Annotated in this window: 21 protein-coding genes, 1 pseudogene and 1 riboswitch; of the genes and pseudogenes, 8 read left to right on the forward strand and 14 right to left on the reverse strand. The window is 71.3% G+C overall.

Going from position 1 to position 23,763, the window contains the following annotated elements:
• A pseudogene (tpx, locus tag VFL99_RS00005) lies at positions 1 to 173 on the reverse strand (thiol peroxidase); the annotation flags it as partial.
• A 118-nt stretch (positions 174 to 291) separates the two neighbouring features.
• Here tpx and VFL99_RS00010 point away from each other — a divergent pair.
• From VFL99_RS00010 to VFL99_RS00030, 5 genes are all read left to right on the forward strand, one after another.
• On the forward strand, positions 292 to 2,505 hold the full coding sequence (locus VFL99_RS00010; RefSeq protein WP_325104263.1) for an NADP-dependent isocitrate dehydrogenase: 2,214 nt from the start codon (positions 292 to 294) through the stop codon (positions 2,503 to 2,505).
• Positions 2,506 to 2,623: 118 nt separating this feature from the next.
• Positions 2,624 to 3,271 (forward strand): ABC transporter permease, encoded by a 648-nt coding sequence (locus VFL99_RS00015; protein WP_325104264.1) that lies wholly within the window; start codon positions 2,624 to 2,626, stop codon positions 3,269 to 3,271.
• Positions 3,264 to 4,499 carry a betaine/proline/choline family ABC transporter ATP-binding protein gene (locus tag VFL99_RS00020; RefSeq protein ID WP_414713690.1) on the forward strand — a complete coding sequence of 412 codons (1,236 nt, stop codon included), beginning with the start codon at positions 3,264 to 3,266 and terminating at the stop codon, positions 4,497 to 4,499. Before VFL99_RS00015 ends, VFL99_RS00020 begins: the two co-directional genes overlap by 8 nt.
• Positions 4,496 to 5,284 carry an ABC transporter permease gene (locus VFL99_RS00025; protein WP_325104265.1) on the forward strand — a complete coding sequence of 263 codons (789 nt, stop codon included), beginning with the start codon at positions 4,496 to 4,498 and terminating at the stop codon, positions 5,282 to 5,284. The genes VFL99_RS00020 and VFL99_RS00025 overlap by 4 nt, the downstream gene beginning before the upstream one ends.
• Positions 5,281 to 6,300 (forward strand): glycine betaine ABC transporter substrate-binding protein, encoded by a 1,020-nt coding sequence (locus VFL99_RS00030; RefSeq protein WP_325104266.1) that lies wholly within the window; start codon positions 5,281 to 5,283, stop codon positions 6,298 to 6,300. Before VFL99_RS00025 ends, VFL99_RS00030 begins: the two co-directional genes overlap by 4 nt.
• Before the next feature lie 21 nt (positions 6,301 to 6,321).
• Here VFL99_RS00030 and VFL99_RS00035 read toward each other — a convergent pair whose 3' ends face one another.
• The 4 genes from VFL99_RS00035 to VFL99_RS00050 form a co-directional block, all read right to left on the reverse strand.
• Positions 6,322 to 7,134 carry a formylglycine-generating enzyme family protein gene (locus VFL99_RS00035; RefSeq protein ID WP_325104267.1) on the reverse strand — a complete coding sequence of 271 codons (813 nt, stop codon included), beginning with the start codon at positions 7,132 to 7,134 and terminating at the stop codon, positions 6,322 to 6,324.
• Between the two features lie 98 nt (positions 7,135 to 7,232).
• The gene (locus VFL99_RS00040; protein WP_325104268.1) at positions 7,233 to 9,503 is read right to left on the reverse strand and encodes an arylsulfatase; all 2,271 of its coding nucleotides are present in this window, start codon (positions 9,501 to 9,503) and stop codon (positions 7,233 to 7,235) included.
• Positions 9,504 to 9,557: 54 nt separating this feature from the next.
• On the reverse strand, positions 9,558 to 9,953 hold the full coding sequence (locus tag VFL99_RS00045; protein ID WP_325104269.1) for an OsmC family protein: 396 nt from the start codon (positions 9,951 to 9,953) through the stop codon (positions 9,558 to 9,560).
• An 81-nt stretch (positions 9,954 to 10,034) separates the two neighbouring features.
• Entirely contained in the window at positions 10,035 to 10,541 is a 507-nt protein-coding gene (locus VFL99_RS00050) for an NUDIX hydrolase (RefSeq protein WP_325104270.1), read from the reverse strand.
• Between the two features lie 248 nt (positions 10,542 to 10,789).
• Here VFL99_RS00050 and VFL99_RS00055 point away from each other — a divergent pair, with 248 nt between their 5' ends.
• Positions 10,790 to 11,782, forward strand: coding sequence for a malate dehydrogenase (locus VFL99_RS00055; RefSeq protein ID WP_325104271.1), 993 nt, complete (start codon positions 10,790 to 10,792; stop codon positions 11,780 to 11,782).
• Between the two features lie 128 nt (positions 11,783 to 11,910).
• Here VFL99_RS00055 and VFL99_RS00060 read toward each other — a convergent pair whose 3' ends face one another.
• From VFL99_RS00060 to VFL99_RS00085, 6 genes are all read right to left on the reverse strand, one after another.
• Positions 11,911 to 12,186: a DUF3017 domain-containing protein gene (locus VFL99_RS00060; protein ID WP_325104272.1), complete on the reverse strand. Its 276-nt coding sequence runs from the start codon at positions 12,184 to 12,186 to the stop codon at positions 11,911 to 11,913.
• 65 nt (positions 12,187 to 12,251) lie between these two features.
• The gene (locus VFL99_RS00065; protein ID WP_325104273.1) at positions 12,252 to 13,115 is read right to left on the reverse strand and encodes a bifunctional methylenetetrahydrofolate dehydrogenase/methenyltetrahydrofolate cyclohydrolase; all 864 of its coding nucleotides are present in this window, start codon (positions 13,113 to 13,115) and stop codon (positions 12,252 to 12,254) included.
• Positions 13,116 to 13,143: 28 nt separating this feature from the next.
• Positions 13,144 to 14,172: a DMT family transporter gene (locus VFL99_RS00070; protein WP_325104274.1), complete on the reverse strand. Its 1,029-nt coding sequence runs from the start codon at positions 14,170 to 14,172 to the stop codon at positions 13,144 to 13,146.
• Between the two features lie 17 nt (positions 14,173 to 14,189).
• On the reverse strand, positions 14,190 to 15,809 hold the full coding sequence (purH, locus tag VFL99_RS00075) for a bifunctional phosphoribosylaminoimidazolecarboxamide formyltransferase/IMP cyclohydrolase (protein WP_325104275.1): 1,620 nt from the start codon (positions 15,807 to 15,809) through the stop codon (positions 14,190 to 14,192).
• 28 nt (positions 15,810 to 15,837) lie between these two features.
• A riboswitch (ZMP/ZTP riboswitch) is annotated at positions 15,838 to 15,914 on the reverse strand.
• A gap of 1 nt (position 15,915) precedes the next feature.
• Complete coding sequence (purN, locus tag VFL99_RS00080; RefSeq protein WP_325104276.1) at positions 15,916 to 16,539, reverse strand: phosphoribosylglycinamide formyltransferase; 624 nt, start codon at positions 16,537 to 16,539, stop codon at positions 15,916 to 15,918.
• Positions 16,540 to 16,603: 64 nt separating this feature from the next.
• Positions 16,604 to 17,833 (reverse strand): cell division protein PerM, encoded by a 1,230-nt coding sequence (locus VFL99_RS00085; RefSeq protein WP_325104277.1) that lies wholly within the window; start codon positions 17,831 to 17,833, stop codon positions 16,604 to 16,606.
• A gap of 168 nt (positions 17,834 to 18,001) precedes the next feature.
• On the opposite strand from VFL99_RS00085, the gene VFL99_RS00090 reads away from it, so the two are divergent.
• Entirely contained in the window at positions 18,002 to 18,496 is a 495-nt protein-coding gene (locus VFL99_RS00090; protein ID WP_325104278.1) for an RNA polymerase sigma factor, read from the forward strand.
• Entirely contained in the window at positions 18,489 to 19,412 is a 924-nt protein-coding gene (locus tag VFL99_RS00095; protein WP_325104279.1) for a hypothetical protein, read from the forward strand. Before VFL99_RS00090 ends, VFL99_RS00095 begins: the two co-directional genes overlap by 8 nt.
• Before the next feature lie 63 nt (positions 19,413 to 19,475).
• On the opposite strand, the gene VFL99_RS00100 is transcribed toward VFL99_RS00095, so the two are convergent.
• The 3 genes from VFL99_RS00100 to sucC form a co-directional block, all read right to left on the reverse strand.
• Positions 19,476 to 21,794 (reverse strand): fibronectin type III domain-containing protein, encoded by a 2,319-nt coding sequence (locus tag VFL99_RS00100; RefSeq protein WP_325104280.1) that lies wholly within the window; start codon positions 21,792 to 21,794, stop codon positions 19,476 to 19,478.
• Positions 21,795 to 22,031: 237 nt separating this feature from the next.
• The gene (sucD, locus tag VFL99_RS00105) at positions 22,032 to 22,916 is read right to left on the reverse strand and encodes a succinate--CoA ligase subunit alpha (protein WP_325104281.1); all 885 of its coding nucleotides are present in this window, start codon (positions 22,914 to 22,916) and stop codon (positions 22,032 to 22,034) included.
• Positions 22,913 to 23,763, reverse strand: an 851-nt coding sequence (gene sucC, locus VFL99_RS00110) for an ADP-forming succinate--CoA ligase subunit beta (protein ID WP_325104282.1), incomplete at its 5' end; no start/stop codon positions are given. The genes sucC and sucD, both read right to left, overlap by 4 nt.

Consider the following 23,763-nt stretch of genomic DNA (forward strand, 5'->3'; position numbering starts at 1 on the left):
ACGGGGGTGTCGATGCTCGGGAAGATGTTGAGCACCACGCGGCCGGACAGCTCCGCGGAGGGCAGGTCGCCGAGGTCGGAACCGGTGAGCGTGAACGCCGGCGCCTTCGCGCCGACTGCGGGCAGCTCTCCGACGGTCTGAACGGGGTTTCCCTTGAGTGCGGTCGTGGCCATGACCTGTTTCTACACGCCCCCGTCCGGGACGGACCCGGCGGGGCCCGTTCGATAGCCTGATCGTTGGCCCGCACCGCAGCACCCGGTGTTCACCACCACCCAGGGAGAGACAGCGTTCATGGCAAGGATCATCTACACGCTCACCGACGAGGCGCCGATGCTGGCGACCTACTCGTTCCTGCCGGTCGTCGAGGCCTTCGCGGCCAAGGCCGGCCTGGAGGTGGAGACGCGCGACATCTCTCTCGCCGGCCGGGTGCTGGCCGCGTGGAGCGACCGGCTGCCCGAGGACCAGCGGGTCAATGACGCGCTGGCGGAGCTGGGCGAGCTCGTCGAGCGGCCCGAGGCCAACGTGATCAAGCTGCCGAACATCTCCGCCTCGGTCCCCCAGCTGAAGGCCGCCATCGCGGAGCTGCAGTCCCAGGGCTTCGACCTTCCGAACTACCCGGACGAGCCGGGCACCGACGAGGAGCGGGAGGTCCGCGCGCGCTACGACAGCATCAAGGGAAGCGCCGTGAACCCGGTTCTGCGCCAAGGGAACTCCGACCGTCGCGCCCCGGAAGCAGTCAAGAACTACGCACGGCGCCACCCGCACTCGATGGGTGCGTGGAGCAAGGACTCCCGCACCAACGTGGCCACCATGGCTGCCGATGACTTCCGGCACAACGAGCAGTCGGTGGTCCTGCCGGGCGCGGACACGCTCACCATCCAGCTCGTCGGCACGAGCGGCACGACCGTCCTCAAGGAGGGCCTGCAGGTCCTCGAGGGCGAGGTGGTCGACGCGACGGTGATGCGGGCCGCGGCCCTCGAGGAGTTCCTCCGCGCGCAGGTCGCCCGCGCCAAGGCCGACGACGTGCTCTTCTCGGTCCACCTCAAGGCCACGATGATGAAGGTGTCGGACCCGATCATCTTCGGCCACGTCGTGCGCGCCTTCCTGCCCGAGGTCTTCGAGCAGTATGGCGACCAGCTGGCGGCCGCAGGCCTGTCACCGAACGACGGGCTCGGCTCCATCCTGTCGGGACTGGACCAGCTGCCCGAGGACGTCCGCGACGCTGTCCGTGCGGCCATCGACAAGGGCCTGGACAGCGGGCCCCGGCTGGCGATGGTCAACTCGGACAAGGGCATCACGAACCTGCACGTCCCCAGTGACGTGATCATCGACGCATCGATGCCGGCGATGATCCGCACCTCCGGACACATGTGGGGACCGGACGGCGAGGAGCACGACACGCTCGCCGTGATCCCGGACAGCTCCTACGCGGGCGTCTACCAGGCCGTCCTCGACGACTGCCGGGCGAACGGCGCCTTTGACCCGACCACGATGGGCTCGGTGCCGAATGTCGGGCTGATGGCCCAGAAGGCGGAGGAGTACGGCAGCCACGACAAGACCTTCGAGATCCAGGAGCCCGGCACCGTCCAGGTGGTGAACTCCGCCGGCGAGGTGCTCATGGAGCACGAGGTGCAGCCGGGCGACATCTGGCGCGCCTGCCAGACCAAGGACGCGCCGATCCGCGACTGGGTCAAGCTCGCCGTCACCCGCGCCCGTGCCTCGCAGACACCGGCCGTGTTCTGGCTCGACCCAGAGCGCGCCCACGACCGCAACCTCATCGAGAAGGTGAGGACCTACCTGGACGAACAGGACACCGCCGGCCTGGACCTGCGGATCCTGTCCCCGGTCGAGGCGACGACGCTGTCGCTGGAGCGGATTCGCCAGGGCGCGGACACCATCTCGGTGACCGGCAACGTGCTGCGCGACTACAACACCGACCTGTTCCCCATCCTCGAGCTCGGCACCAGCGCGAAGATGCTCTCGGTGGTGCCGCTCATGGCCGGTGGCGGCCTCTTCGAGACGGGCGCCGGCGGGTCCGCACCCAAGCACGTGCAGCAGCTGCTGAAGGAGGACTACCTGCGGTGGGACAGCCTGGGCGAGTTCCTCGCACTCGCGGAGAGCTTCCGCCACGAGGCGGGCGAGGGCAACGCCCGCGCCGAGGTCCTCGCCGGAGCCCTGGACCGGGCCACCGAGACGCTGCTCAACGAGAACAAGTCGCCGGCACGCAAGCTGGGGCAGATCGACAACCGCGGCAGCCACTTCTACCTGGCCCTCTACTGGGCGCAGGAACTTGCGCAGCAGAGCGACGACGCGGAGCTCGCCGCTGCGATGAAGCCGATCGCGGAGGCGCTGGCCGCCGGCGAGGACACGATCAACGCCGAGCTGATCGGCGTGCAGGGCAACCCCACTGACCTCGGCGGCTACTACCGACCCGACCCCGACAAGGCCGCCGCAGTGATGCGTCCGTCCGCCACCTTCAACGCGGTTCTCGCGCAGCTGCACTGACGCTCCCTCACGGTGCGTGGCGCCGGGGCGCGCGCCCCCACGCGCCACGCACCGAGACGGGTTGCTTCCCATCCACCGACGACTCCCCTAGCCTCGGGGCGGCGGCGAGAGGTGCGACATGGACGTCATACAGTTCATCCACGACCGGTGGTCGGTGCTCTGGTACCTCGCCTACCAGCACGCCAGTGTGGTGGTGCAGTCGCTGGTCCTGGCGACCGTCGTCGGTGTCGCCCTCGCGGTGCTGGTCTACCGCTCACCGTGGGCGTCGGCCGTCGGCAACGCGACCAGCGCGGTCGGCCTCACGATTCCTTCCTACGCGCTGCTCGGTGTGCTGATCGTGATCGTCGACAACGGCGTCGCGGTCTCCGTGATCGCGTTGGCGTTCTACGGAAGCCTGCCCATCCTGCGCAACGCCATTGTCGGTCTGCGCAGTGTCGACCCGGCACTGGTGGAATCCGCCCGCGGCATGGGCATGAGCCGGCTGACCACGTTGGCGCGTCTGGAGATCCCGCTCGCGTGGCCGATCATCATGACCGGTGTGCGCATCTCGGGGCAGATGCTCATGGGCATCGCGGCGATCGCCGCCTACGTCCTGGGTCCCGGTCTCGGTGGCTACATCTTCGCCGGCATCTCCCGGACCGGCGGCGCCAACGCCACCAACTCGATCGTCGCCGCAACGGTCGGCATCCTCATCCTGGCCATCCTGCTCGACGTCGTGCTCAACGTCGTCAGCCACGCCACGACCTCAAGGGGCATCCGTGTCTGAGACCCTCCAGAACCCCGCAGGCCAGGCCGGCGGGACGTCGGCGAGCCCGGCCGCCGTCCACGGCGAGCAGATCGTGCTGGACGCGGTCACCAAGCGCTACCCACGACAGGCCAGCCCCGCCGTGGACAACATCTCGATGACCATCCCGGCCGGCGAGATCGTCATGCTCGTCGGGCCGTCCGGTTGCGGCAAGACGACCACGATGAAGATGATCAACCGGCTCATCGAGCCGACCAGCGGACGGATCCTCATCGGCGACGAGGACGTCACCGACCAGAACCCCAACGAGCTGCGCCGGCGGATCGGCTACGTCATCCAGGGCGCCGGGCTGTTCCCGCACATGACGGTCGGGGAGAACGTCGGCCTCGTGCCGGGACTGCTCAAGTGGGACAAGGGCCGCATCCGCAGCCGCGTCGACGAGCTGCTCGAGCTGGTCAACCTCGACCCGGCGCAGTACCGCGACCGCCACCCGCGTGAGCTGTCCGGAGGGCAGCAGCAGCGGGTGGGCGTGGCACGGGGCCTCGCCTCGGACCCGCCCGTGCTGCTCATGGACGAGCCGTTCGGCGCGGTCGACCCCATCACCCGGCAACGGCTGCAGGACGAGCTGCTGCGCCTGCAGGAGGAGCTGCACAAGACGATCGTCTTCGTCACCCACGACTTCGACGAGGCCGTCAAGCTGGGCGACCGGATCGCCGTGCTCCAGGTCGGCTCCGAGCTCGTGCAGTACGACACCCCCGAGCAGATCCTCGCCCACCCCGCGAACGAGTTCGTCGAGGGGTTCGTCGGGGAGGGAGCCACCCTCAAGCAGCTGACCCTCACGCGCGTGGGGGACGTCGAGCTGGACCAGGCCGCCGTCGTCCACATCGGCGACAGTCCGGCCGTCGCCGCCGACCGGGCCCGGGCCCTCGGCCGGGAACACGTCATCGTGCTCGACGAGCGCGATCGCCCGCAGCGCTGGGTGTCCCTGCGGGAGCTGCAGCGACCCGGCGCGCTCGACCAGGTCCGGCGCGACCGCGAGGTCGAGGTGGTCAGCCTCACCTCCACCCTCAACGACGCCCTCGACGTGATGCTCACCTCGAGCCACGGCGTCGTCCTCGTCACCGGCCCGCGCAACGCCTACCACGGGGTCATCCGGGTGGAGACGATCATGGAGGCGATGCAGGCCCAGCAGGCCGCCGAGCCGGAGCACCCGGCCACCCCCGAGGCGCCTGCGGGGGCGCCGTCATGACGGCCACCGCCGTCGAGATGGAGAGCGAGGAGACCCTCGCCACCCAGGTCTCGACGGACCGGCCGAGCCTGCTGCGCCTGGTCGGCCAACCCCTCGCCTGCCTGGCGGTCGTCGTCGGTGCGCTCGTCTATGTGCGCGTCGCGGACGTGTCGGTGCCCGAGCAGCGCCAGCTCGGGACGGCGAACCTGCTCACGCTGCTGGGCCAGCACCTGCTCATCAGCGTCATCGCCACGGCGCTCGTGTGCCTCCTCGCCGTGCCCACGGGCGTGCTGCTCACCCGTGGGTCGGCGCGACGCTTCTCCAAGCCGATCATCACCGTGGCCGGCTTCGGTCAGGCGGCACCGGCGATCGGGCTGATCGCCTTGGGCGCCGTCGTCTTCGGGATCGGCAAGTTCGGTGCCATCGCGGCCCTGACCGTCTACGGCCTGCTGCCGATCATCGCCAACACCGTCGCCGGCCTGGACAGCGTGGACCGCCGGCTGGTGGAAGCCGCACGGGGCATGGGGATGACGGGCACGGCGACGCTGCTCCGGGTCGAGCTGCCGCTCGCCCTCCCGGTGATCATCGCCGGGATGCGCACGGCACTGGTGCTCATCGTCGGGACCGCCACGCTCGCCACCTTCACCGGCGCCGGCGGCCTCGGGTCGCTCATCACGGTGGGCATCACGCTGCAGGAGCACACCGTGCTGGTCGTCGGCGCCATCCTGGTCGCCGCACTGGCCCTGTTCATCGACTGGCTCGCCCGACTCGTCGAGATCTATGCGGCTGCCCGGGAGGGATCGTGACCTCAGCGTCCCGGCGGGGCCGTCCCCGCCCGCGTCGGCTGCGCCGGCCGCGCCGTGGCGCGACGGCGGCCGCCCTCGCCGTCACGCTGTGCGCGGCGCTGGCCGGCTGCGGACTGCACTCCTCCAGCGGGATCGTGCTCGCCGCCAAGCCGGGAGCGATCAAGGCGCAGCCCAACCTGCAAGGCGTCCACCTCACGGTCGGCGCGAAGAACTTCACCGAGCAGCTCATCCTCGGCGACATGCTCTCCACGATGCTCAGCGCGGCGGGAGCCAAGGTCACCAACCTGTCCAACACCCCGGGAAGCTTCGGTGTCCGACAGGGACTGCTGAGCGGCAAGATCGACCTGTCGCCGGAATACACCGGGACCGGCTGGATCACCTATCTCGGTCACGACAACCCCATCAAGGGCTCGCGCGCACAGTGGCGGGCCGTGGCCAAGGAGGACAAGGCGAAGAACGACCTCATCTGGCTGCCGCCGGCCGCGGAGAACAACACCTACGCCTTTGCCATCCGGGAGAGCAAGGCCAAGCAGCTCAAGATCACCAAGCTGTCCCAGCTCAAGGCGCTGCCCAAGAAGGAGCTCACCTTCTGCGTGGAGAGCGAGTTCGCCAGTCGCAACGACGGATTCGTGCCGATGCTCAAGAAGTACGGCATGAAGAAGTCCGACCTCGGCAAGATCACCGTCCTCGACACCGGCGTGATCTACACCGCGACGGCCAAGGGACAGTGCAACTTCGGCGAGGTGTTCACCACCGACGGGCGCATCCCCCGGCTGCACCTGCGCGTGCTCGAGGACGACAAGCACTTCTTCCCGCGCTACAACCTCACCGAGGTCGTGCAGGGGGACGTGCTGCGCGCCCACCCCGAGCTCAAGCCGATGATGGCCAAGCTGAACGCCAAGCTGGACAACCGGGTCATGCAGAAGCTCAACGCCAAGGTCGACGTCGACGGCGACGACCCCGCGATCGTGGCCCGTGACTGGCTGGTGCAGGAAGGCCTCGTCAGGATGCCGTGAGGCCGTGCCGAGGAGCCCCGCTCAGGCTGCTTCCACCGGAAGGTCCGCCACGCACCGGAATCCGACGTTGCCCGTCGTGGAGTCGGGGGACAGCCCCTGCCGCGCCGCCACGCGGTAGCGGCGGCAGTATGACGCGTGGCACAGGTACGAGCCGCCCTTGGCGACGCGGTCCGGTGACCCCGGCGCGAACCTGCTGGCACACCACTCCCAGATGTTGCCGCACATGTTGAACAGGCCGAATCCGTTGGGCGGAAAGGCATTCGCGGGTGCGGTGCCGTACCACCCGTCGGCGCAGGTGTTGTTCTGCGGGAACTCGCCCTGCCACACGTTCATGCGGTGCTCGCCGCCCGGTTCGAGCTCGTCGCCCCACGGGAAGACGCGCTGCTCCAGGCCGCCGCGCGCGGCATACTCCCACTCGGCCTCGGTGGGCAGGCGGCCGCCGGCCCACACGGCATACGCCGCAGCGTCGTGCCAGCTGATGTGCACGACGGGGTGGTCCGGACGGTTGGCGATCCCGGACTGTGGGCCCTCCGGGTGGCACCAGCTCGCCCCCTCCACCTGCCGCCACCAGGGTGCGGCGGCGACACCGCGCGTCGGTGGGAAGTCGTCCGGCAACAGTCCCGCGAACACGAACGACCACCCGTCGCGCTCGGCGTCGGTCGTGTAGCCGGTCCGTCCCGCGAACTCGGCGAACTCCGCATTCGTCACCGTGCACGGGCTGATCGCGAACGGTGCCACCTGGACTCGGCGCAGCGGCCCCTCGAGGTCCTCGGCATACGCCAGCGTGTCCTCGCTGCCCATCGTGAACACGCCACCGGCGAGCGGCACGGTCACCGCGAGGCCCCCGGCGCTCGGCGCGGGAGCGGCCCGCTCCCTCGGCGCGGGCCGGTGGGGTTCGCCTCCCGGAGCGCAGCAGCCGTGCCCGGCCCGGGTCACTGGTGTGCCCGCGCCTTCAGGTCCCGCTCGGCCCGGTCCAGAGGGGTCGGCTCCCCCCGCAGCTCGATCCGGACCCACGCGAGGTCGCCCTCGAACCCGTTGGCCAGTGGCGCGTACTCCTCGGTCACCGGCGTGCCGCGGTCGACCCCCACGTTGAGGGTCTCGTCGAAGGAGAAGTAGTACGCCGTCGTCCGCTCCAGCCGGCCGGCACCGACCTGCGCGGCACCGTCGTGCAGCGTGACGTCCGCCCCGGCCCCGGCGGCGCCGCCGTCGAACTCGAACTCGACCCGCAGCTCATGGGGACCCATCGGCACGGGCGCCTCCGAGCGCACGGTCACCAGGTCGCGGCCGTAGCAGTTGTAGGCGTAGCACAGGTGGCCGTCCCGCAGGTACATCGACCACCCGCCGAACCGGCCGCCCTGGGCCACGAGCACCCCCGTGGCCCGCTCGTCCGTGATCGTCAGCGACGCCGTCACCGCGTGCGAGACGTTCTTGGTGTTGAGCGTCGCCTCCTCGGTGAACCGGCCCATGCCGGGCCGGTAGGTCACCGAGCGGCGGCCGGCGAACAGGCTGGGACGGCCCGCGACCTCGGGGTTCTCCCGCTCGGTCACCCGGTCATCGAGGGGGAACACCTGGTAGCGGCTGGCCTCCTGGACGAACAGCGCCTGCAACTCGCGCAGCCGCTCCGGCTCCTGCGCCGCCAGGTCCCTCGACTGGGTCCAGTCGCGTGTGGTGTCGTACAGCTCCCACACGTCGTCCTCGAAGGCGGGCAGCCCCTCCGGCACCATCACCCACGGTATGCCGTGCCGCGTCACCGCCGTCCACCCCTCGTGGTAGACGCCCCGGTTGGCGCACATCTCGAAGTACTGCGTCGTGTGCCGCTCAGCGGCCTCGGCGTCGGCGAGGGTGTACGCGAAGCTGGTCCCCTCGAGCGGCTGCTGGTCCACCCCGGCGAATCGCTGGGGCTCAGGGACGCCGGCGAGCTCCAGCACCGTCGGCAGCACGTCGATGACGTGGTGCCACTGGTGCCGCACCCCGCCGGGATCGGGAACGTGGTCGCCCCATCGCAGGACCAGCCCGTCGCGGGTGCCGCCGTAGTGGGACGCCACCTGCTTGGTCCACTGGTAGGGCGTGTTCATCGCGAGCGCCCAGCCGACCGGGTACAACCCGTAGGTCGTCGCGTCACCGAAGTGGTCCAGCCTGGCTGCCATGTCGGTCACGTCGTCGACGAACCCGTGGCCGACCAGGTGCTCACGCAGCGTGCCGTCGACGCCCCCCTCGCCCGAGGCGCCGTTGTCGCCGAGGAGGTAGAGGAACACCGTGTCGTCGAGCACCTCCAGCTCGGCGAGCGCGTCGACCAGGCGGCCGACCTGCGCATCGGTGTGCTCGGCGAAACCCGCGTAGGTCTCCATGAACCGGGCCGCCACGGCGCGCCGCGTGTCGTCCAGCTCGTCCCAGTGGGGAACGTCCTGCGCCCACGGCGCCAGCTCGGCGTCCGGCGGCACGATCCCGAGCTCCCGCTGGCGCTGGAGGGTGAGCTCGCGCTGCCGGTCCCAGCCGTGGTCGAACTGCCCGCGGTACCGGTCGCGCCAGCTCGACGCCACGTGGAACGGGGCGTGTGTCGCTCCGAAGGCGAGGTAGGCGAAGAACGGCCGGTGCGGGGTGAGGACCTGCTGGGTCCGCACCCAGTCCACGGCGTCGTCGACGAGGTCCTCGGACAGGTGGTAGCCGTCCTCCGGAGTCCTGGTTGGCTCCACGGGGGTGGTCTGCCGGTACAGCTGCGGGTACCAGTGGTTCATCTCGGCGCCCATGAAGCCGTAGAAGTGCTCGAACCCCTCGCCGGTCGGCCACCGGTCGAACGGCCCCGCCTCGCTCACCTCGCCGGCCGGTGTCTGGTGCCACTTGCCGAAGGCGGCGGTGCTGTAGCCGGCTGCGTTCAGGATCTGGGCCGTGGTTGCCGCGGTCGCCGGGCGGACGCTCGTGTAGCCCGGTGCCGCCGTGGCCATCTCGGTCGTGCCGCCCATGCCCACGGAGTGGTGGTTGCGCCCGGTGAGCAGCGCCTGCCGGGTCGGGGAGCACAGCGCGGTGACGTGGAACCTGCTGTAGCGCAGGCCCTCTCGCGCGAGTCGCTCGGCCGTGGGCATCCGACAGGGGCCACCGAACGCGCTGGACGCCCCGAAGCCCATGTCGTCGACCACCACCAGGACGACATTCGTGGCCTTCGTCGCCCTCGAGCTGACGTCGCTCCGTGTCGGCAACGGGTTCATGCGCGCAGCCGTCCGGTCATGCCGCCTGTATAGCAGCCCCGCGGGCCGACGCGATCAGCTCACGCGGCGCACCGAGGCGCCCGCGCGCACGGCGCGTGGGATCTCTGCGGAGGCGTCGACGAGCGCGAGGAGGGCCGCCAGCCTTCCCGGCGCGTCCGCGGAGTCGATGTCGACGGTGTAGGAGATACCGGTCGAGGCCCACGTGCGTGCGTCGAAGCCCCCGCTGGCAGCAACCCGCACCCCGGCCAACTCGATCCCGGCCTCGGCTGCCGCCCGGTAGAGGTCGTTGAGCACGCACCCGGCGACGGCGACGTGCAGCAGGTGACCGCCGGTGAAGTCGGCCTCCACGGTGACGCCCTCGGTCGTCCACGGGTGCGCGAAGCGCACCGCTGCCTCGTCGTCCGCCCGCAGCGACCCTGCGCCGACGACGACCTCGAACTGGTCACTCATCGCGTTGATCACCACCGCCTCTCTCGCCGCTTCGCCGACCCCTCGATTCTGCTCGCGTGGAGGGCCGGGAGGGGCGGGATCTCAAGAACCCGAGGGCAACCGGTCCTGACCGTCCGCGGAGGCGAACCACGTGGTGCCGTCATACTCCAGCGCCCGGCCGAGTTTGAACCGGGAGGTGGCTGACAAGCCGCTGGGAAGGTCCTCCAGGTCGAACCACCCGACCTCGAGCGACTCGTCGTCGTTGACGCGAGGCTCCCCGGCCAGGTGGCGGCAGCGGAAGGTGAGGTCGAGGTACTGCGCGGCGTCCCCGTTGGGGTAGGTCGTCGGCGGCATCATCCAGACGCTCACCAGCGCCTCGACCCGCGCGACCACCGCCGTCTCCTCCTCGACCTCGCGCAGCAGTCCGGGGGCTGGTTGCTCCCCGGGCTCGAGGATGCCGCTCGGCAGGCCCCAGCGGCCGTTGTCGGCGCGGCGGCCCAGCAGCAGCCGGCCGCGGTCGTCGAGCACCACGCCGGTCACGCCGGTCATCGGCAGCAGCTGGTGGCCGATCTTCTCGCGCAACCGGAGGACGAAGTCGGGAACAGGCACACCCCGACCCTAGGGTCACGCCGTCGCCCGCTGGGCGGAGTCGTGCCCTCGCAGCAGGCTGAGCAGCTACGCGGTCGACAAGAACTCCCAGGTCGTGCTCGACGGGATGCGCACCTGAGGTGACTGGGCCGTGAAGCCGGGCATCCGGGCATACCGGAGCCGACCCGCACTCGCCCCGAGGCGCACCGTCGCACGCTGCTAACGTCGCCGTCGTAGAGAACCAGCCACTCGTCTCGAAGGGTCGTCCCGTGAGTCCTACTCCCGTCAAGGTGGCCGTGACCGGCGCCGCCGGCCAGATCGGCTACAGCCTGCTCTTCCGCATCGCCAGCGGTGCCCTGCTCGGGCCGGACACCCCGGTCGAGCTGCGCCTGCTCGAAATCACCCCGGCGCTCAAGGCCCTCGAGGGCGTGGTGATGGAGTTGGACGACTGCGCCTTCCCCGGCCTGGCCGGGGTGGAGATCGGCGACGACCCCAACACCATCTTCGACGGCGTCAACGTCGCCCTGCTGGTCGGCGCCCGGCCGCGCAGCAAGGGCATGGAGCGCGGCGACCTGCTCGAGGCCAACGGCGGCATCTTCAAGCCGCAGGGTGAGGCCCTCAACGCCCACGCCGCCGACGATGTGCGCATCACGGTGACCGGTAACCCCGCCAACACCAATGCCCTGATCGCGATGAACAACGCGCCCGACATCCCCAAGGAGCGGTTCGCGGCCCTGACCCGGCTGGACCACAACCGCGCGATCGCCCAGCTGGCCGCCAAGACGGGGGCCACGGTGCGCGACGTGACCAAGATGACGATCTGGGGAAACCACTCGGCGACGCAGTACCCGGACATCTTCCACGCCGAGGTGGCCGGGCAGAACGCGGCCGAGAAGGTCGGCGACCAGTCGTGGCTGGAGGACACCTTCATCCCGACGGTGCAGAAGCGGGGCGCGGCCATCATCGAGGCCCGGGGGGCGTCCTCCGCGGCGTCGGCGGCCTCCGCGACGATCGACCACACCCGTGACTGGCTGCAGGGCACCCCGAAGGACAACTGGGTGTCCATGGCGGTCTGCTCCGACGGCTCCTACGGCGTGCCGGAGGGCCTGATCTCCTCCTTCCCGGTGACCACCTCCGGCGGGGACTGGTCGATCGTGCAGGGCCTGGAGATCGACGACTTCTCCCGCAGCCGCATCGACGCCACGGTCGCCGAGCTGGAGAGCGAGCGCGAGGCGGTCAAGGGCCTCGGCCTGGTCAAGTAGCGACCACGGACGACGGACGGTTGTTGCTGAAGGTTCGCGGTTCGCGTGAGCGGCCGTCCTTCAGCAACAACCCCGCCGGACGACCCCGCCGGACACACCCCGCCGGACACACCGGGCCGTCGGCGGGGTCAGCGCGGGCTCAGCTCGACGTTGGTGACCACGATGACCAGGGCCAGGGCCAGCCCCCAGAGCGCCACGACGTCGTACCCGCGCGAGCGCACCACGAGCGCACCGACCACGGAGCGCGGCAGCACCAGCCGCAGGATGCCGGCGAGCGCGAAGCTGCCGGCCATGACGAACCCCCCGAGGCGCAGCGCCCCCAGGGCGATGATGGCGAGCCCGGCGGCGAACCCGAGACCGAGGACCCACCACAACCGGAGCGCGGAGGCACGGGGCCCGATCATCCGGTGCTCATCCGGCCTTCACTCCAGAGGTCCAGCGGTCATCCGGGCCGTGCGTCGTCCAGCCCTCACCGGGCCTGCCGCTCCGCCGCCTCGACGACGTTGCTGAGCAACATGGCCCGCGTCATCGGGCCCACTCCCCCGGGGTTCGGCGAGAGCCACCCGGCGACCTCCGCCACGTCGGGGGCGACGTCGCCGACGACCTTCGACCTGCCGGTGGCGTCGTCCACGACCCGGCTCACCCCGACATCGAGCACGGCCGCCCCGGGTTGCACCATCTCGGCGGTCACGATCCCGGGCTTGCCGGCCGCGGCCACGACGATGTCGGCCTCGCGGACGTGGGCGGCGAGGTCGCGGGTGCCGGTGTGGCACAGCGTCACGGTGGCGTTCTCGCTGCGTCGGGTCAGCAACAGCCCGAGCGGGCGCCCGACGGTGATCCCCCGGCCGATGATCGTGACGCGGGCACCTGCGATCGGGACGTCATACCGTCGGAGCAGCTCGATGATGCCGACCGGGGTGCAGGGCAGCGGTGCGTCCTTGCCGAGCACCAGCGAGCCGAGGTTGAAGGGGTGCAGGCCGTCGACGTCCTTGGCCGGGTCGACCCGCGACAGGATCGCGAACTCGTCCAGCCCCGTGGGCTGCTGGACCAGGAAGCCGGTGCAGGCCGGGTCGGCGTTGAGCTCGTCGACGACCGCCTCGACCTGCTCCTGCGTGGTGCCGGCAGGCAGGTCGCGGCGGATGCTCTCCACGCCGATCTCGGCGCAGTCCTTGTGCTTGGCACCGACGTACCAGTGACTACCGGGGTCGTCGCCCACGAGTACGGTCCCGAGCCCCGGCACGATCCCTCGGTCGCGCAGCGCACTGACCCGGGCCTTCAGCTCGTCCTTGATCGTCGCCAGAGTTGCCTTGCCGTCCAGGAGAGTTGCCGTCACAGCGGCCATCTTCCCACGTGCGGGCTGCTCAGCCGGGACGCCCCGCAGGCGGGCGGCGTTGTGCCGCCCACGCGGCCGCGTACGCCGCCAGCAGCGTGATCACCACCCCCACGACCACCTGTATGCCGATCCGTTGCGTCCCGGTCGGTGCCACCAGGTCGAGGGCCACGGCCGTGGCGAGCTGCCCGGTGAGCATGACGAGCGTGTAGAGCAGCATCCCGAGGTACTGCACCACGACCGCCGAGATCACGATGAACGGGACCCCGAGGACGCCCCCGAGCCAGGCCCACCACGGCGCGGACAGGTCCGCGGGCGAGTGCAGCGCGGCCGTCACGAGCCGGACGAGGGCGACGACGACGAGGAAGCACAGGCCTGTGGCGAAGTTGAGCCAGCCCGTCGCGACACTGCTGCCGCTGGTGGCGTTCACCTGTCCGTTCGTCGCCTGCTGGACGGTGGTGCAGGCGCCGACGACGAAAGCGAGGACCGCCGGCAGGATCACCGACGGGCCGGTCCCGCCGTGCTGCCCGCTGACGGCCACGGCCACCCCCACGACGGCCACCGCAGCGGCCAGCAGCCGGCCGACGGTCACCGGGCGGTGCCCGGCCGGTGAGAGGCCGAGCCGGTCCACGAGCAGCGAGTTCCCCGTCTGTCCCCCGACCACCGCGATGGTGAACACGGCGACGCCGGCCAGCGGGACGGCATACGTCTGGACTGCGACGTAGGCTGCCCCCGCGAACCCGCCGAGGCACTGCCACCAGCGCAGCTCGCCCCGGCGCACCGCACCGGGCAGCGACAGCAGGGCACGGCGCGCGCCGGGCACGGCGAGCAGCAGCGCCGTCAGCACCACCAGACCCGAGGAGAAGCTCCACAGGGCGGCGTCGGTCGGCGCGCCCCAGCTCAGGCTGAGCTGGCCGTTGAGCTGGGACTGCACCGACAGCAGGGCCCCGCCGACGAGTGTCGCCAGTGCCGCCAGCGTGACCACGCGCCCGTGCTCGGCCGGCGCCGTGTGCTCCCGGGACCGGTCCTCAGGCGGCCGGGAGCGGTGCGCGGGGGGCACGGGGTCGCGACGGCAGGTCAGTGGAAGAAGTGACGGGTGCCGGTGAAGTACATCGTCAGGCCGGCGTCCCGCGCCGCCTCAATCACGAGCTCGTCCCGCATCGAGCCGCCGGGCGCGACGACGGCGCGCACGCCGGCGTCGATCAGGACCTGCAGCCCGTCGGGGAACGGGAAGAACGCGTCGGAGGCGGCCACCGAACCACGTGCCCGCTCCGCCCCGGCTCGGGTGACCGCGAGGTGGCAGGAGTCAACCCGGTTGACCTGGCCCATGCCGACGCCGACGGAGGCGCCGTCGTGGGCCAGCAGGATCGCGTTGGACTTCACCGCGCGGACCGCCCGCCAGGCGAACTGCAGGTCGGCCAGTGTCTGCTCGTCGGCCGGGTCGCCGGAGACGAGGCGCCAGTTCGCGGCGTCGTCACCGCCGGTCACCGTGCCCTCCTGGTCACGCACCACCGCGTCGATCCGGTCCCCCTGCTGCATGAGCAGGCCGCCGGAGATCGCCTTGGTCTCGACGGCGGGGTGGCGCGGGGCGGCCTTGACGAGGCGAATGTTCTTCTTGCCCTGCAGGATCGCCAGTGCCTCCGGCTCGAAGTCCGGGGCCACGACGACCTCGGTGAAGATGTCCTTGACGGTGTCCGCCATCTCGACGGTGACCGGCCGGTTGGTCGCGATGACCCCGCCGAACGCCGACGTGGGGTCGCACGCGTGAGCCTTCAGGTGAACGGACGCCACGCTGTCACCCTGCTTCCCGACGGCGATCCCGCAGGGGTTGGCGTGCTTGACGACCGCCACGGTCGGCCGGTCGCCGTGGTCGTAGGCGGCCCGGTGCGCGGCGTCGGCGTCGGTGTAGTTGTTGAACGACATCTCCTTGCCGTGCAGCAGCTCGGCCTGCGCGAGACCCGGCCCATCCGGCAGGAACCCGTCCTCGTAGAGCGCCGCGCTCTGGTGCGGGTTCTCGCCGTAGCGCAGGCCGCGCACCTTGGTCCAGGTCGCGCCGACCCAGGCCGGGTACCCTTCTCCGCTACTCGTGTCCACGAGGACGTTGCCGAACCAGCTCGCGACGTGCACGTCATACGTCGCGGTGTGCACGAAGGCGTCGGCCGCCAGCCGCTGCCGCTGCGCGAGGGTGAAGCCACCCGCCCGCACCGCCTCCAGCACCTGCGGGTATGCCGTGGGGCTGGTGACGATCGCGACGCTCGCGTGGTTCTTCGCGGCCGCGCGCACCATCGACGGCCCGCCGATGTCGATCTGCTCGACGCACTCGTCCGGCGCGGCGCCGGAGGCCACCGTCTCGGTGAACGGGTAGAGGTTGGACACCACGAGGTCGAAGGGCTCGACGCCGAGTTCGTCGAGCTGGCGGACGTGGTCGGCGTTGCGGGTGTCCGCGAGGATGCCGGCGTGCACCTTCGGGTGGAGGGTCTTCACCCGGCCGTCGAGGCACTCCGGGAAGCCGGTGACCTCCTCGACCGGGGTGACGGGGACGCCGGCGTCGGCGATCCGCTGGGCGGTGCTGCCGGTGGAGACGATCGCGACACCGGCCTCGTGCAGACCGCGGGCGAGGTCCTCCAGGCCGGTCTTGTCATAGACGGAGACGAGCGCGCGACGCACAGGGCGGCGCTGGTCGGTGAGGTCGGACACGGCTACTCCTCGGGCAGTGGTGGATGGGTGGAAGCACCCAGGCGTTCGATGCCTCCGACGTCACTCCCTGGTGGTGGCCCACCTGCGCCAGTCGTGTGCCGCCACTCTACCGGCCGGTGGGGGTGCGCCCGAGCCGCACCCGGCGGCCCTCGACGGTGAAGCCGTCCCGCACCATGCGGCCCACGGCATCGACGAGCACCTCGCGCTCGACCGCCTTGATCCGCTCGTGCAGCGTCTGCTCGGTGTCGTCGTCACGCACCTCGATCGCCCGCTGCGCGACGATCGGCCCGGTGTCCACGCCGGCGTCGACGACGAACAGGGTGCAACCGGTGACGCGCACGCCGTGCTCGAGGGCGTCCCGCACCCCGTGCATGCCGGGGAACGACGGCGACAGGGCCGGGTGCGTGTTCACCGTGCGCCCGCCGAACCGGGCGAGGAACGCCTCCCCCGTCAGCTTCATGAAGCCCGCCAGCACCACCAGCGAGGGGTCGTATGCCGCCACGCGCGTCGCCAGCGCCTCGTCCCAGTCCGCTCGGGAGGGGTAGTCCGCGACACGCAGGACGAAGGTCGGGATGCCCGCCCGCTCGGCCCGCGCGAGGCCCTCGATGCCGTCCCGGTCCGCGCCGACGGCGGCGAGGTGCACGCCGTAGCCGGGGTCGGCGCAGGCGTCGATGAGCGCCTGGAGGGTGGTGCCGCTCCCGGAGACGAGCACGACGATCGAGGCGGTCACGGGCAGAGACGATAGCCGCCGCGCCCCCGCGGACCGGACACGGCCTCCCTGAGTCGTCAGTCGGTCAGCGGCGCAGCCGCCAGTGCCACACCACGAGGAAGATCAGGGCCCCGCCGGCGAGCTCGCCGAGCAGGAACACCCACAGCAGCAGCGGTGGCGGACCGACGTGGGCGAGGTGGCCGCTGCCGAGGGAGCCGCCGGAGAGCCACCCGAGCCCGGCGAGCCCGGTCGCGGCGAGCCCGCAGGCCACGGCCGTGGTGCGCAGGTGGTCCTGCCACGCCGAGAGCCGGGCCATCGAGGCGACCACCCGCCAGGCGAGGAAGGCGCCGCACCCGACCGGGAGCAGCACCACCGCGGGCAGCCAGCCGGGCAGCGGACCGGGCTCGGGCAGGGCGCCGAGCGCCGGGACCAGCGGCAGGATCCCGTCGTGCACGTGCGTCCACGACACCGCGAGGTCACCGACGGCGAGACCGCTGCCGGCGCACCACGACACCGCCCACACGAGGGCGTTCGGCAGCGCCAGCAGCTGCGCCAGGGCCAGCACGGTGCCGCCGACAGCACCCGGCTCCAGCGCCTGCTGCAGGTGGACGATCCGGGACAGGTGGAACAGCACGGCGACCAGCGAGAGGAGCGCCCCGAGGGCGCCGAGCGCCGCGACGGTGAGCAGGGCCGGCCGCCCGGCCCGGGTCACGCACCGGGGAAGCGGCGGGCGAGGGCCCTCGTCCTCGGCGCCGCCCACGCCACCGGTGGACAGCCGCGCCACGTGCTGCCGGAGCGCCGCTCCCGTGCCCAGCAGGGCCACGACCAGCGCGGCCGTCAGGGTCGAGAGCCACGTCGGCGGCGCCGGACCGAGCAACCCAGCGGCCACGATGAGCACCGCGCCCACCAGCTGACCGACGACGTAGGAGCCGGCCAGCGGCAGGACCTGCGCGGTGTCGCCGCGGTCAGGGACCTGCACCGTGTGGGGCAGGACCCGACGGGCGAACCACCACGTGCTCCACAGCGGCAGCAGCAGGAGCAGCAAGGGCACGAACCGCACGGTGCCGTCGCCGGCGTGCACGCTGGCGCCGTGGGCGAGCGCCCAGACCGTCGCCGCCATGCCGACCACGGTCGTCCAGTCTGCGCGGGCGCGGCCGTCGGCGGCCCACGCCACGACCACGGGCACCGCGAGGAACGCCAGCGGCACCAGCGCCGCGAGTACTCCCCAGGCGGCGGTCCGCAGGTACGGCGACCAGTCGCCCGACGTCGCGGACGTGACGGCCGTCGAGCGGCGGGTGCGTTCCAACAGGCTCATGACGTCCCTATCGTCCGTGCTGCGCCTCCCGGTGACCGGCGCGGCACGCCGGGCGGCCACGATTTGGTCACGGATCACAACCGCTCCCCCGCCCCGGGCGTGTGATGAGGTGACGGGGACCACTCGGGGGACCTCGTCGGCAGCCACAGGACAGGAGGGGAGGGCGGGATGAGCGGGGACGAGGCGGACTTCGACGAGTTCTACCGCTCCGCGGCACGCGACGTGGTGCACGTCGTCTACGCGGCCACTGGCGACCTGACCCTCGCCCAGGACAGCACGCAGGAGGCGTTCGCGCGGGCCTGGCAGCGCTGGGACTCGGTCAGCACGTATGACGACCCGCGCGCCTGGGTGCGCACTGTCGCCCGCCGCCTGGCCGTCTCCAGCTGGCGCAAGCGCACGAACGAACGCAAGGCGCACGTCCGGCACGGCGCGCCCGCGTCGGCACCCCAGCCGAGCGAGGACGGGGTCGCCGTGGTCGCCGCGCTGCGGACGCTGAGCCCGCCGGTCCGTGAGGCGGTGGCCCTCTACTACATCGCGGACCGGTCGATCGACCAGATCGCCGCCGAGACCCACACCCCCGCAGGCACGGTCAAGGCACGCCTGCACCGCGGCCGCGCACAGCTGGCCGCGGCCCTGAGCACGGAGGAGTCCCGCCATGACTGAACAGCGGTGGACTTCCGCGGAGGACGACGGCCTGCGGTCGCAGCTGGCGCTGCTGCGCCGGGACGTCGAGGCCCTGCCCCTGGCGGACGTGCGCTTCGTCAAGGCACGGGGGCGGCGGCGGCAGCGCCACCGGGTGCTCGGTGCGGCCGCGGCCGCCGCGGCTGCGGTCGTGGTGGTGGGCTACGTCGGGTTCCACGACCTCGACGGCCACGACGAGTCGCTCGTCCCGGCCCACCCGAGCGCCTCGGCCCCGGTGGTGGTCGCTCCGACGCCGTCGGCGACCGCGTCACCGACCGGGACCGGCGGCACGTCTGCCGGCACCTCAACGTCGCCCGATGGTGCTGGTCCCCGGGCCGAGCCGATGCAGGTGGTCGGCACCCGTCCCCTGCTGCCCCCCTCGCTCTTCGTGCCGGCGGCGCAGTGGTCGTCCGAGGGACTCACCGCCGGTCGGCCGACCTCGGACATGGCCGGCGACTGGGAGGGCAGTGCCGCGGTGGGGCTGTGCGACGTCGACGACGCGCAGGACGGCGCACCGCATGCCGGCCGGTTCGGGATCGTCACCGTGCGCGATGACGGCACCGGCTCGTCGGTCGGCCAGCAGCGGATCCGGCTGGTGGACTCCGCCGCTGCCGCAACCGCCGAGCGGGACCGTCTCCTGGCGGGGCTCCAGGCCTGCCCGTCCCGGATCGACGGTGTCGCCGTCACGCCGGCCCCCGGCGGCCGGGCCCCGAACGCCTACCGCGTCGACTTCACCAACCCCCACGGCGGCCCCGTCGTGACCGACTGGGTCATCGTCACGCCGATGACGCAACGACCCGCCGTCAGCACGATCGTGCTGCACGGCGGGTCGGTCAACCCCACGCTGCAGGAGGGGTTCGCCGAGCTGCAGCGGCTCAGCGACCTCGCTGACCAGTGAGCCCTCGGGTCTGGTCGAGGTGCTGGGCCGCCGCAGCCGGCTTCCCCCGGGCCCGGGGGGCGCCTACTTCAGCCCGAAGTAGTCGCGGATCGAGGTCGTCGACGTGGCCGCGTTGCCCAGCAATGAGAGGTTCAGCATCTGCTGCACACCCTTCAGCGTGGAGTAGTGGTCCAGCCGCACGCTCGTGGTGTAGCCCACCGGCGTGTACGGCGACACGACGATGAACGGGATGTTGAACGTCCGGCTGTTGCCCTCGTCGAAACCGATGATCAACACCGTGTCGCCGGCCTGGTACTGCGGGCTGGCGAGCACCTTCGGCACGAAGGTCGAGGCCCACTGGTCACCGATGGCCACCTTCTGCGCCGTCGTCAGGTTCGGCTGGCTCGGGTCACGGTGCATGATGTGCGCCTTGTTCGGCGTGACCAGCGTGAACTTCGCGGACAGGTCGGGGGTGCTGCCCAGCGGCACGTCCTGGGTCTTGCACAGCGCCGCGGTCCGCGTGTAGTAGGGGAACGGCGTGTGCGTGACGGTGAAGGTGGTCGGCTTGTTGGAGGTCCAGCAGTTGCCGCCCGCGTCCTCGCTCAGCTCCCGGGACTGTGTGCCCAGCTGCTCGAAGATGCTGATCGAGTCCTGCGGCCACACGCTCGGGGCCTTGTTGGCGGTGATCTCGGTCGGGTGACCGGTGTAGCCGGAGGTGAGCGCAATGTAGTTCGCCAGGCTCGTGTTGGACAGCGCCTGCATGTTGGTCGCCTGCCCGCACTTGTCGGCCAGCGAGTTCAGGTAGGGCGCATAGCTCTGCCCCATGACCTGGCTGCGGGCCTTGTTCTCGAAGATGAGCATGACCACGTGGTTGATCACCGGGGTCTGGCCGACCTTGGTGCCGCACGGACCGCTGCCGCTGGACGGCGGGGGCGGAGGCGTGCTCCCCGCGGCCGGCGTCGCCGTGACCGTGGAGCTGGCCGTCCCCTCACCGACGCTGTTGACCGCCTTCACCACGTAGGAGTACGTCGTGCCGTTGGTCACCGCTTTGTCGGTGTATGCCGTGCCGGTGGCGCTGGCGAGCTTGGCGAGGCTGCCGCTGCCGCTGGCCCGGTAGACGTTGTAGCCGGTGATCGCCGCCCCACCGTTGCTGCTCGGCGGCTGCCAGCTCAGGTTCACCAGGCCGTCCCCGCCGGTGGCGCCCAGACCAGTGGGCGCACCCGGAACGGTCTGGGTGGGCGGCGGCGTGCCACCGGTGCCCGGGAAGACGGCCAGCTTGGCCTGCGTCTTGTCCCCGTTCACCGACGTGAAGTCCCCACCGGCCCACAGGTCGCCGGTTGCGGTGTGGACCCGCGCAGCCGTGACGCCCATGGCGCTGTTCAGGGTGGGTGCCCAGTCCGTGACCTTGCCGGTCGACTGGGAGACCTCCAGGAACTTGGACCGCTTGAGGTTGGTGTCGCACACGAACGGCTTGCCCCCGCCGGTGTTGCCCACGCAGTAGTTGCTGAAGTGGCCACCGGCGTAGATCGAGTCACCCGACACGGCGACCGCCTGGACACCTCCGTCGGTCTGGTAGATCGGCCACTTCAGGGACCCGTCCAGGTTGAGCACGAGCAGGTGGCCGCCCGGTCCTCCGGTGCCGACGTAGACGCCGCTCCCGTCGGCGTCGATCGCGTGGACGGGGAACTGGGTGGGCGGCTTGAAGCCGCTGGCGAGGGCGCCGGTGCCGCTGTCGACCGCAGCGAGCCGCGGCACGCCCTTGGCCCCGTTCACACTGGTGAAGGCGCCGCCGATGTAGACGTTGGCGCCGCCCGCCGCGACCTTGACGGCGTCGACCGCCTTGTTCGTCTTGGGGGCCCAGCCGGTGAGGGCACCGTTCGCCGTCGAGAACGAGGCGAGGTAGCCCCGGGCTGACCCGTTGACCTGGGTGAACGCGCCACCGGCGAACACGGTGCTGGAGGTGGAGTCCAGGGCCCGGACCGGCTGGTCCAGGGTGGGCGCGAACGCCTGCAGGCTGCCGTTCGCGGTGCTCACGGCCGCCAGGTAGGAACGGGCGGCCGAGTTGACGTGGGTGAACGCGCCACCGACGTAGAGCGTGTTGCCGCTCACGGTCAGGGCTGCCACCGCCCCGTCGGCGGAGGCCGTCCACGGCAGCAGGTCGCAGGTGGCGGTGTCGACGGCCGCGAGGCCGGCGCGGGGCTGGGCCGAGCCGGAGCGGTCGGTCACCTTCGTGAAGGAGCCACCGAGGTAGGCGGTGGTCCCGCTGAACGCGACCGCGCTGACGCGCCCGTCGGGGTGGGCGCAGGCCCGTGGTGTCGAGGCGGTGGAGGCGAACGCAGCGGACGCCCCGCTGACCGCCAGGGCCCCCACCGCGAGTCCGGAGACGATAGCCGCACGTTTCATGTCCCCTCCTGAGGGTGCGTGCCGGGTGCTGGCCCTCGCCGGAGCACTCGGCACTGGCTGTGGGGGCGCCTCCCTGCTCGGGCGCCCTCCAAGGTGCTGGGGAGCGAGGCAAGGCTATGGCCGCTCCCCCGGGGCCCGTCCCGGAAATGGCGCAAATGCCAACGAAAGCGGGCCGGTCGCCGTGGCGACCGACCCGCTTCCTCACCCGCGAGGAGGAGGACTGCTCCTCCGTTGGGGCTACTTCGTGAGGTTCTTCATGATGTCGCGCATGATGTCGGCCGTCTCCGACGGCGTCTTGCCGACCTTGACCCCGGCCGCCTCGAGGGCGACCTTCTTGGCCTCGGCGGTGCCGGAGGAGCCGGAGATGATCGCGCCCGCGTGGCCCATGGTCTTGCCGGGCGGCGCGGTGAAGCCGGCGATGTAGGCCACGACCGGCTTGGTGACGTGCTCGGCGATGAAGTCGGCCGCGCGCTCCTCGGCGTCGCCACCGATCTCGCCGCACATCACGATCAGCTCGGTCTCCGGGTCGTCCTGGAACAGGCCGATGATGTCGATGAAGTCGGATCCGGGCACGGGATCGCCGCCGATCCCGACGATCGTCGAGTTGCCGAAGCCCTGCTGGGCGATCACGTTGCCGATCTGGTAGGTCAGCGTGCCCGAGCGCGAGACCACGCCGACGTTGCCCTCCTTGAAGAACGCGGCCGGGATGATGCCGACGTTCGCCTTTCCCGGCGACAGGATGCCCGGGCAGTTCGGGCCGATCAGCCGCGCCCGGCCGTTCTTCTTGATCACGTTGAAGGCGCGAAGCTCGTCGTGGGCGGGGATGCCCTCGGTGATCGCGATGATCAGCTCGACCCCGGCGTCCTCGGCTTCGAGGATCGAGTCGGCCGCAAACCGCGGCGGCACGAAGATCATCGCGGTGTTGGCCTCGGTCGTGGCGACCGCGTCGTGGAAGGTGTTGAACACCGGGATGCCCTCGACGTCCTGGCCGCCCTTGCCCGGCGTGACCCCGCCGACCACCTGGGTTCCGTAGTCGCGATTGCGCAGCGAGTGGAACGTGCCCTCGCGCCCGGTGATCCCGGACACGACGAGCTTGGTGTTGGTGTCGACCAGGATGCTCATGCCGGAACTCCCGCAGCCAGCTCGACCACCTTCGCCGCCGCCGCGTCCATCGTCGACTCGGTGTGGACGTTGGGCAGATTCGCCTCCGCCAGCAACTGGCGGCCCTCGACGTCGTTCGTGCCATCCAGCCGGACCACGAACGGCACCGTCGGATTGATCTGGTTGAACGCCTCGATCAGCCCGCGCGCCACCTCGTCGCAGCGTGTGATGCCGCCGAAGATGTTGAACAGGACCGCCTTGACGTTGGGATTGGAGAGGATCACCTCGACCGCGCTGGTGATCGCCTCGGCCTTCGAACCGCCGCCGGCGTCGAGGAAGTTCGCCGGCGAGCCGCCCGCCTGAGCGACCACGTCGAGCGTCGACATGACCAGGCCGGCACCGTTGCCGAGGATCCCGATGTTGCCGTCGAGCTTGACGAAGGTCAGCCCGCGCTCCTTGGCCATCCGCTCCTGCGGGTCCTCGTTGGAGGGGTCGCGCAGCTCGGCGTTGTCGGGATGGCGGAACAGCGCGTTGTCGTCGAGCGTGACCTTGGCGTCGAGCGCCCTGACGTCGCGCTCCGGCGTGACGATCAGCGGGTTGACCTCGACCAGCGTCGCCTCCTCGGCGACGAACACCTCATAAAGCTTGGTCAGCATCGCGCCGACGGGCCGCACAACGTCGGCATCGACCTTGGCCTCGAAGGCGAGCCGGCGCCCGTGGAACTCCTGGAAACCGAGCAGCGGGTCGACGTGCAGGCGGGCGATCGCATCCGGATCGGATTCCGCTACCTCTTCGATGTCCATGCCGCCCTTGGTCGAGAGCATCACCAGCGGCGCCTTGGCCGAGCGGTCGAACACGACCGACGCGT

The organism is Segeticoccus sp. (assembly GCF_035708005.1).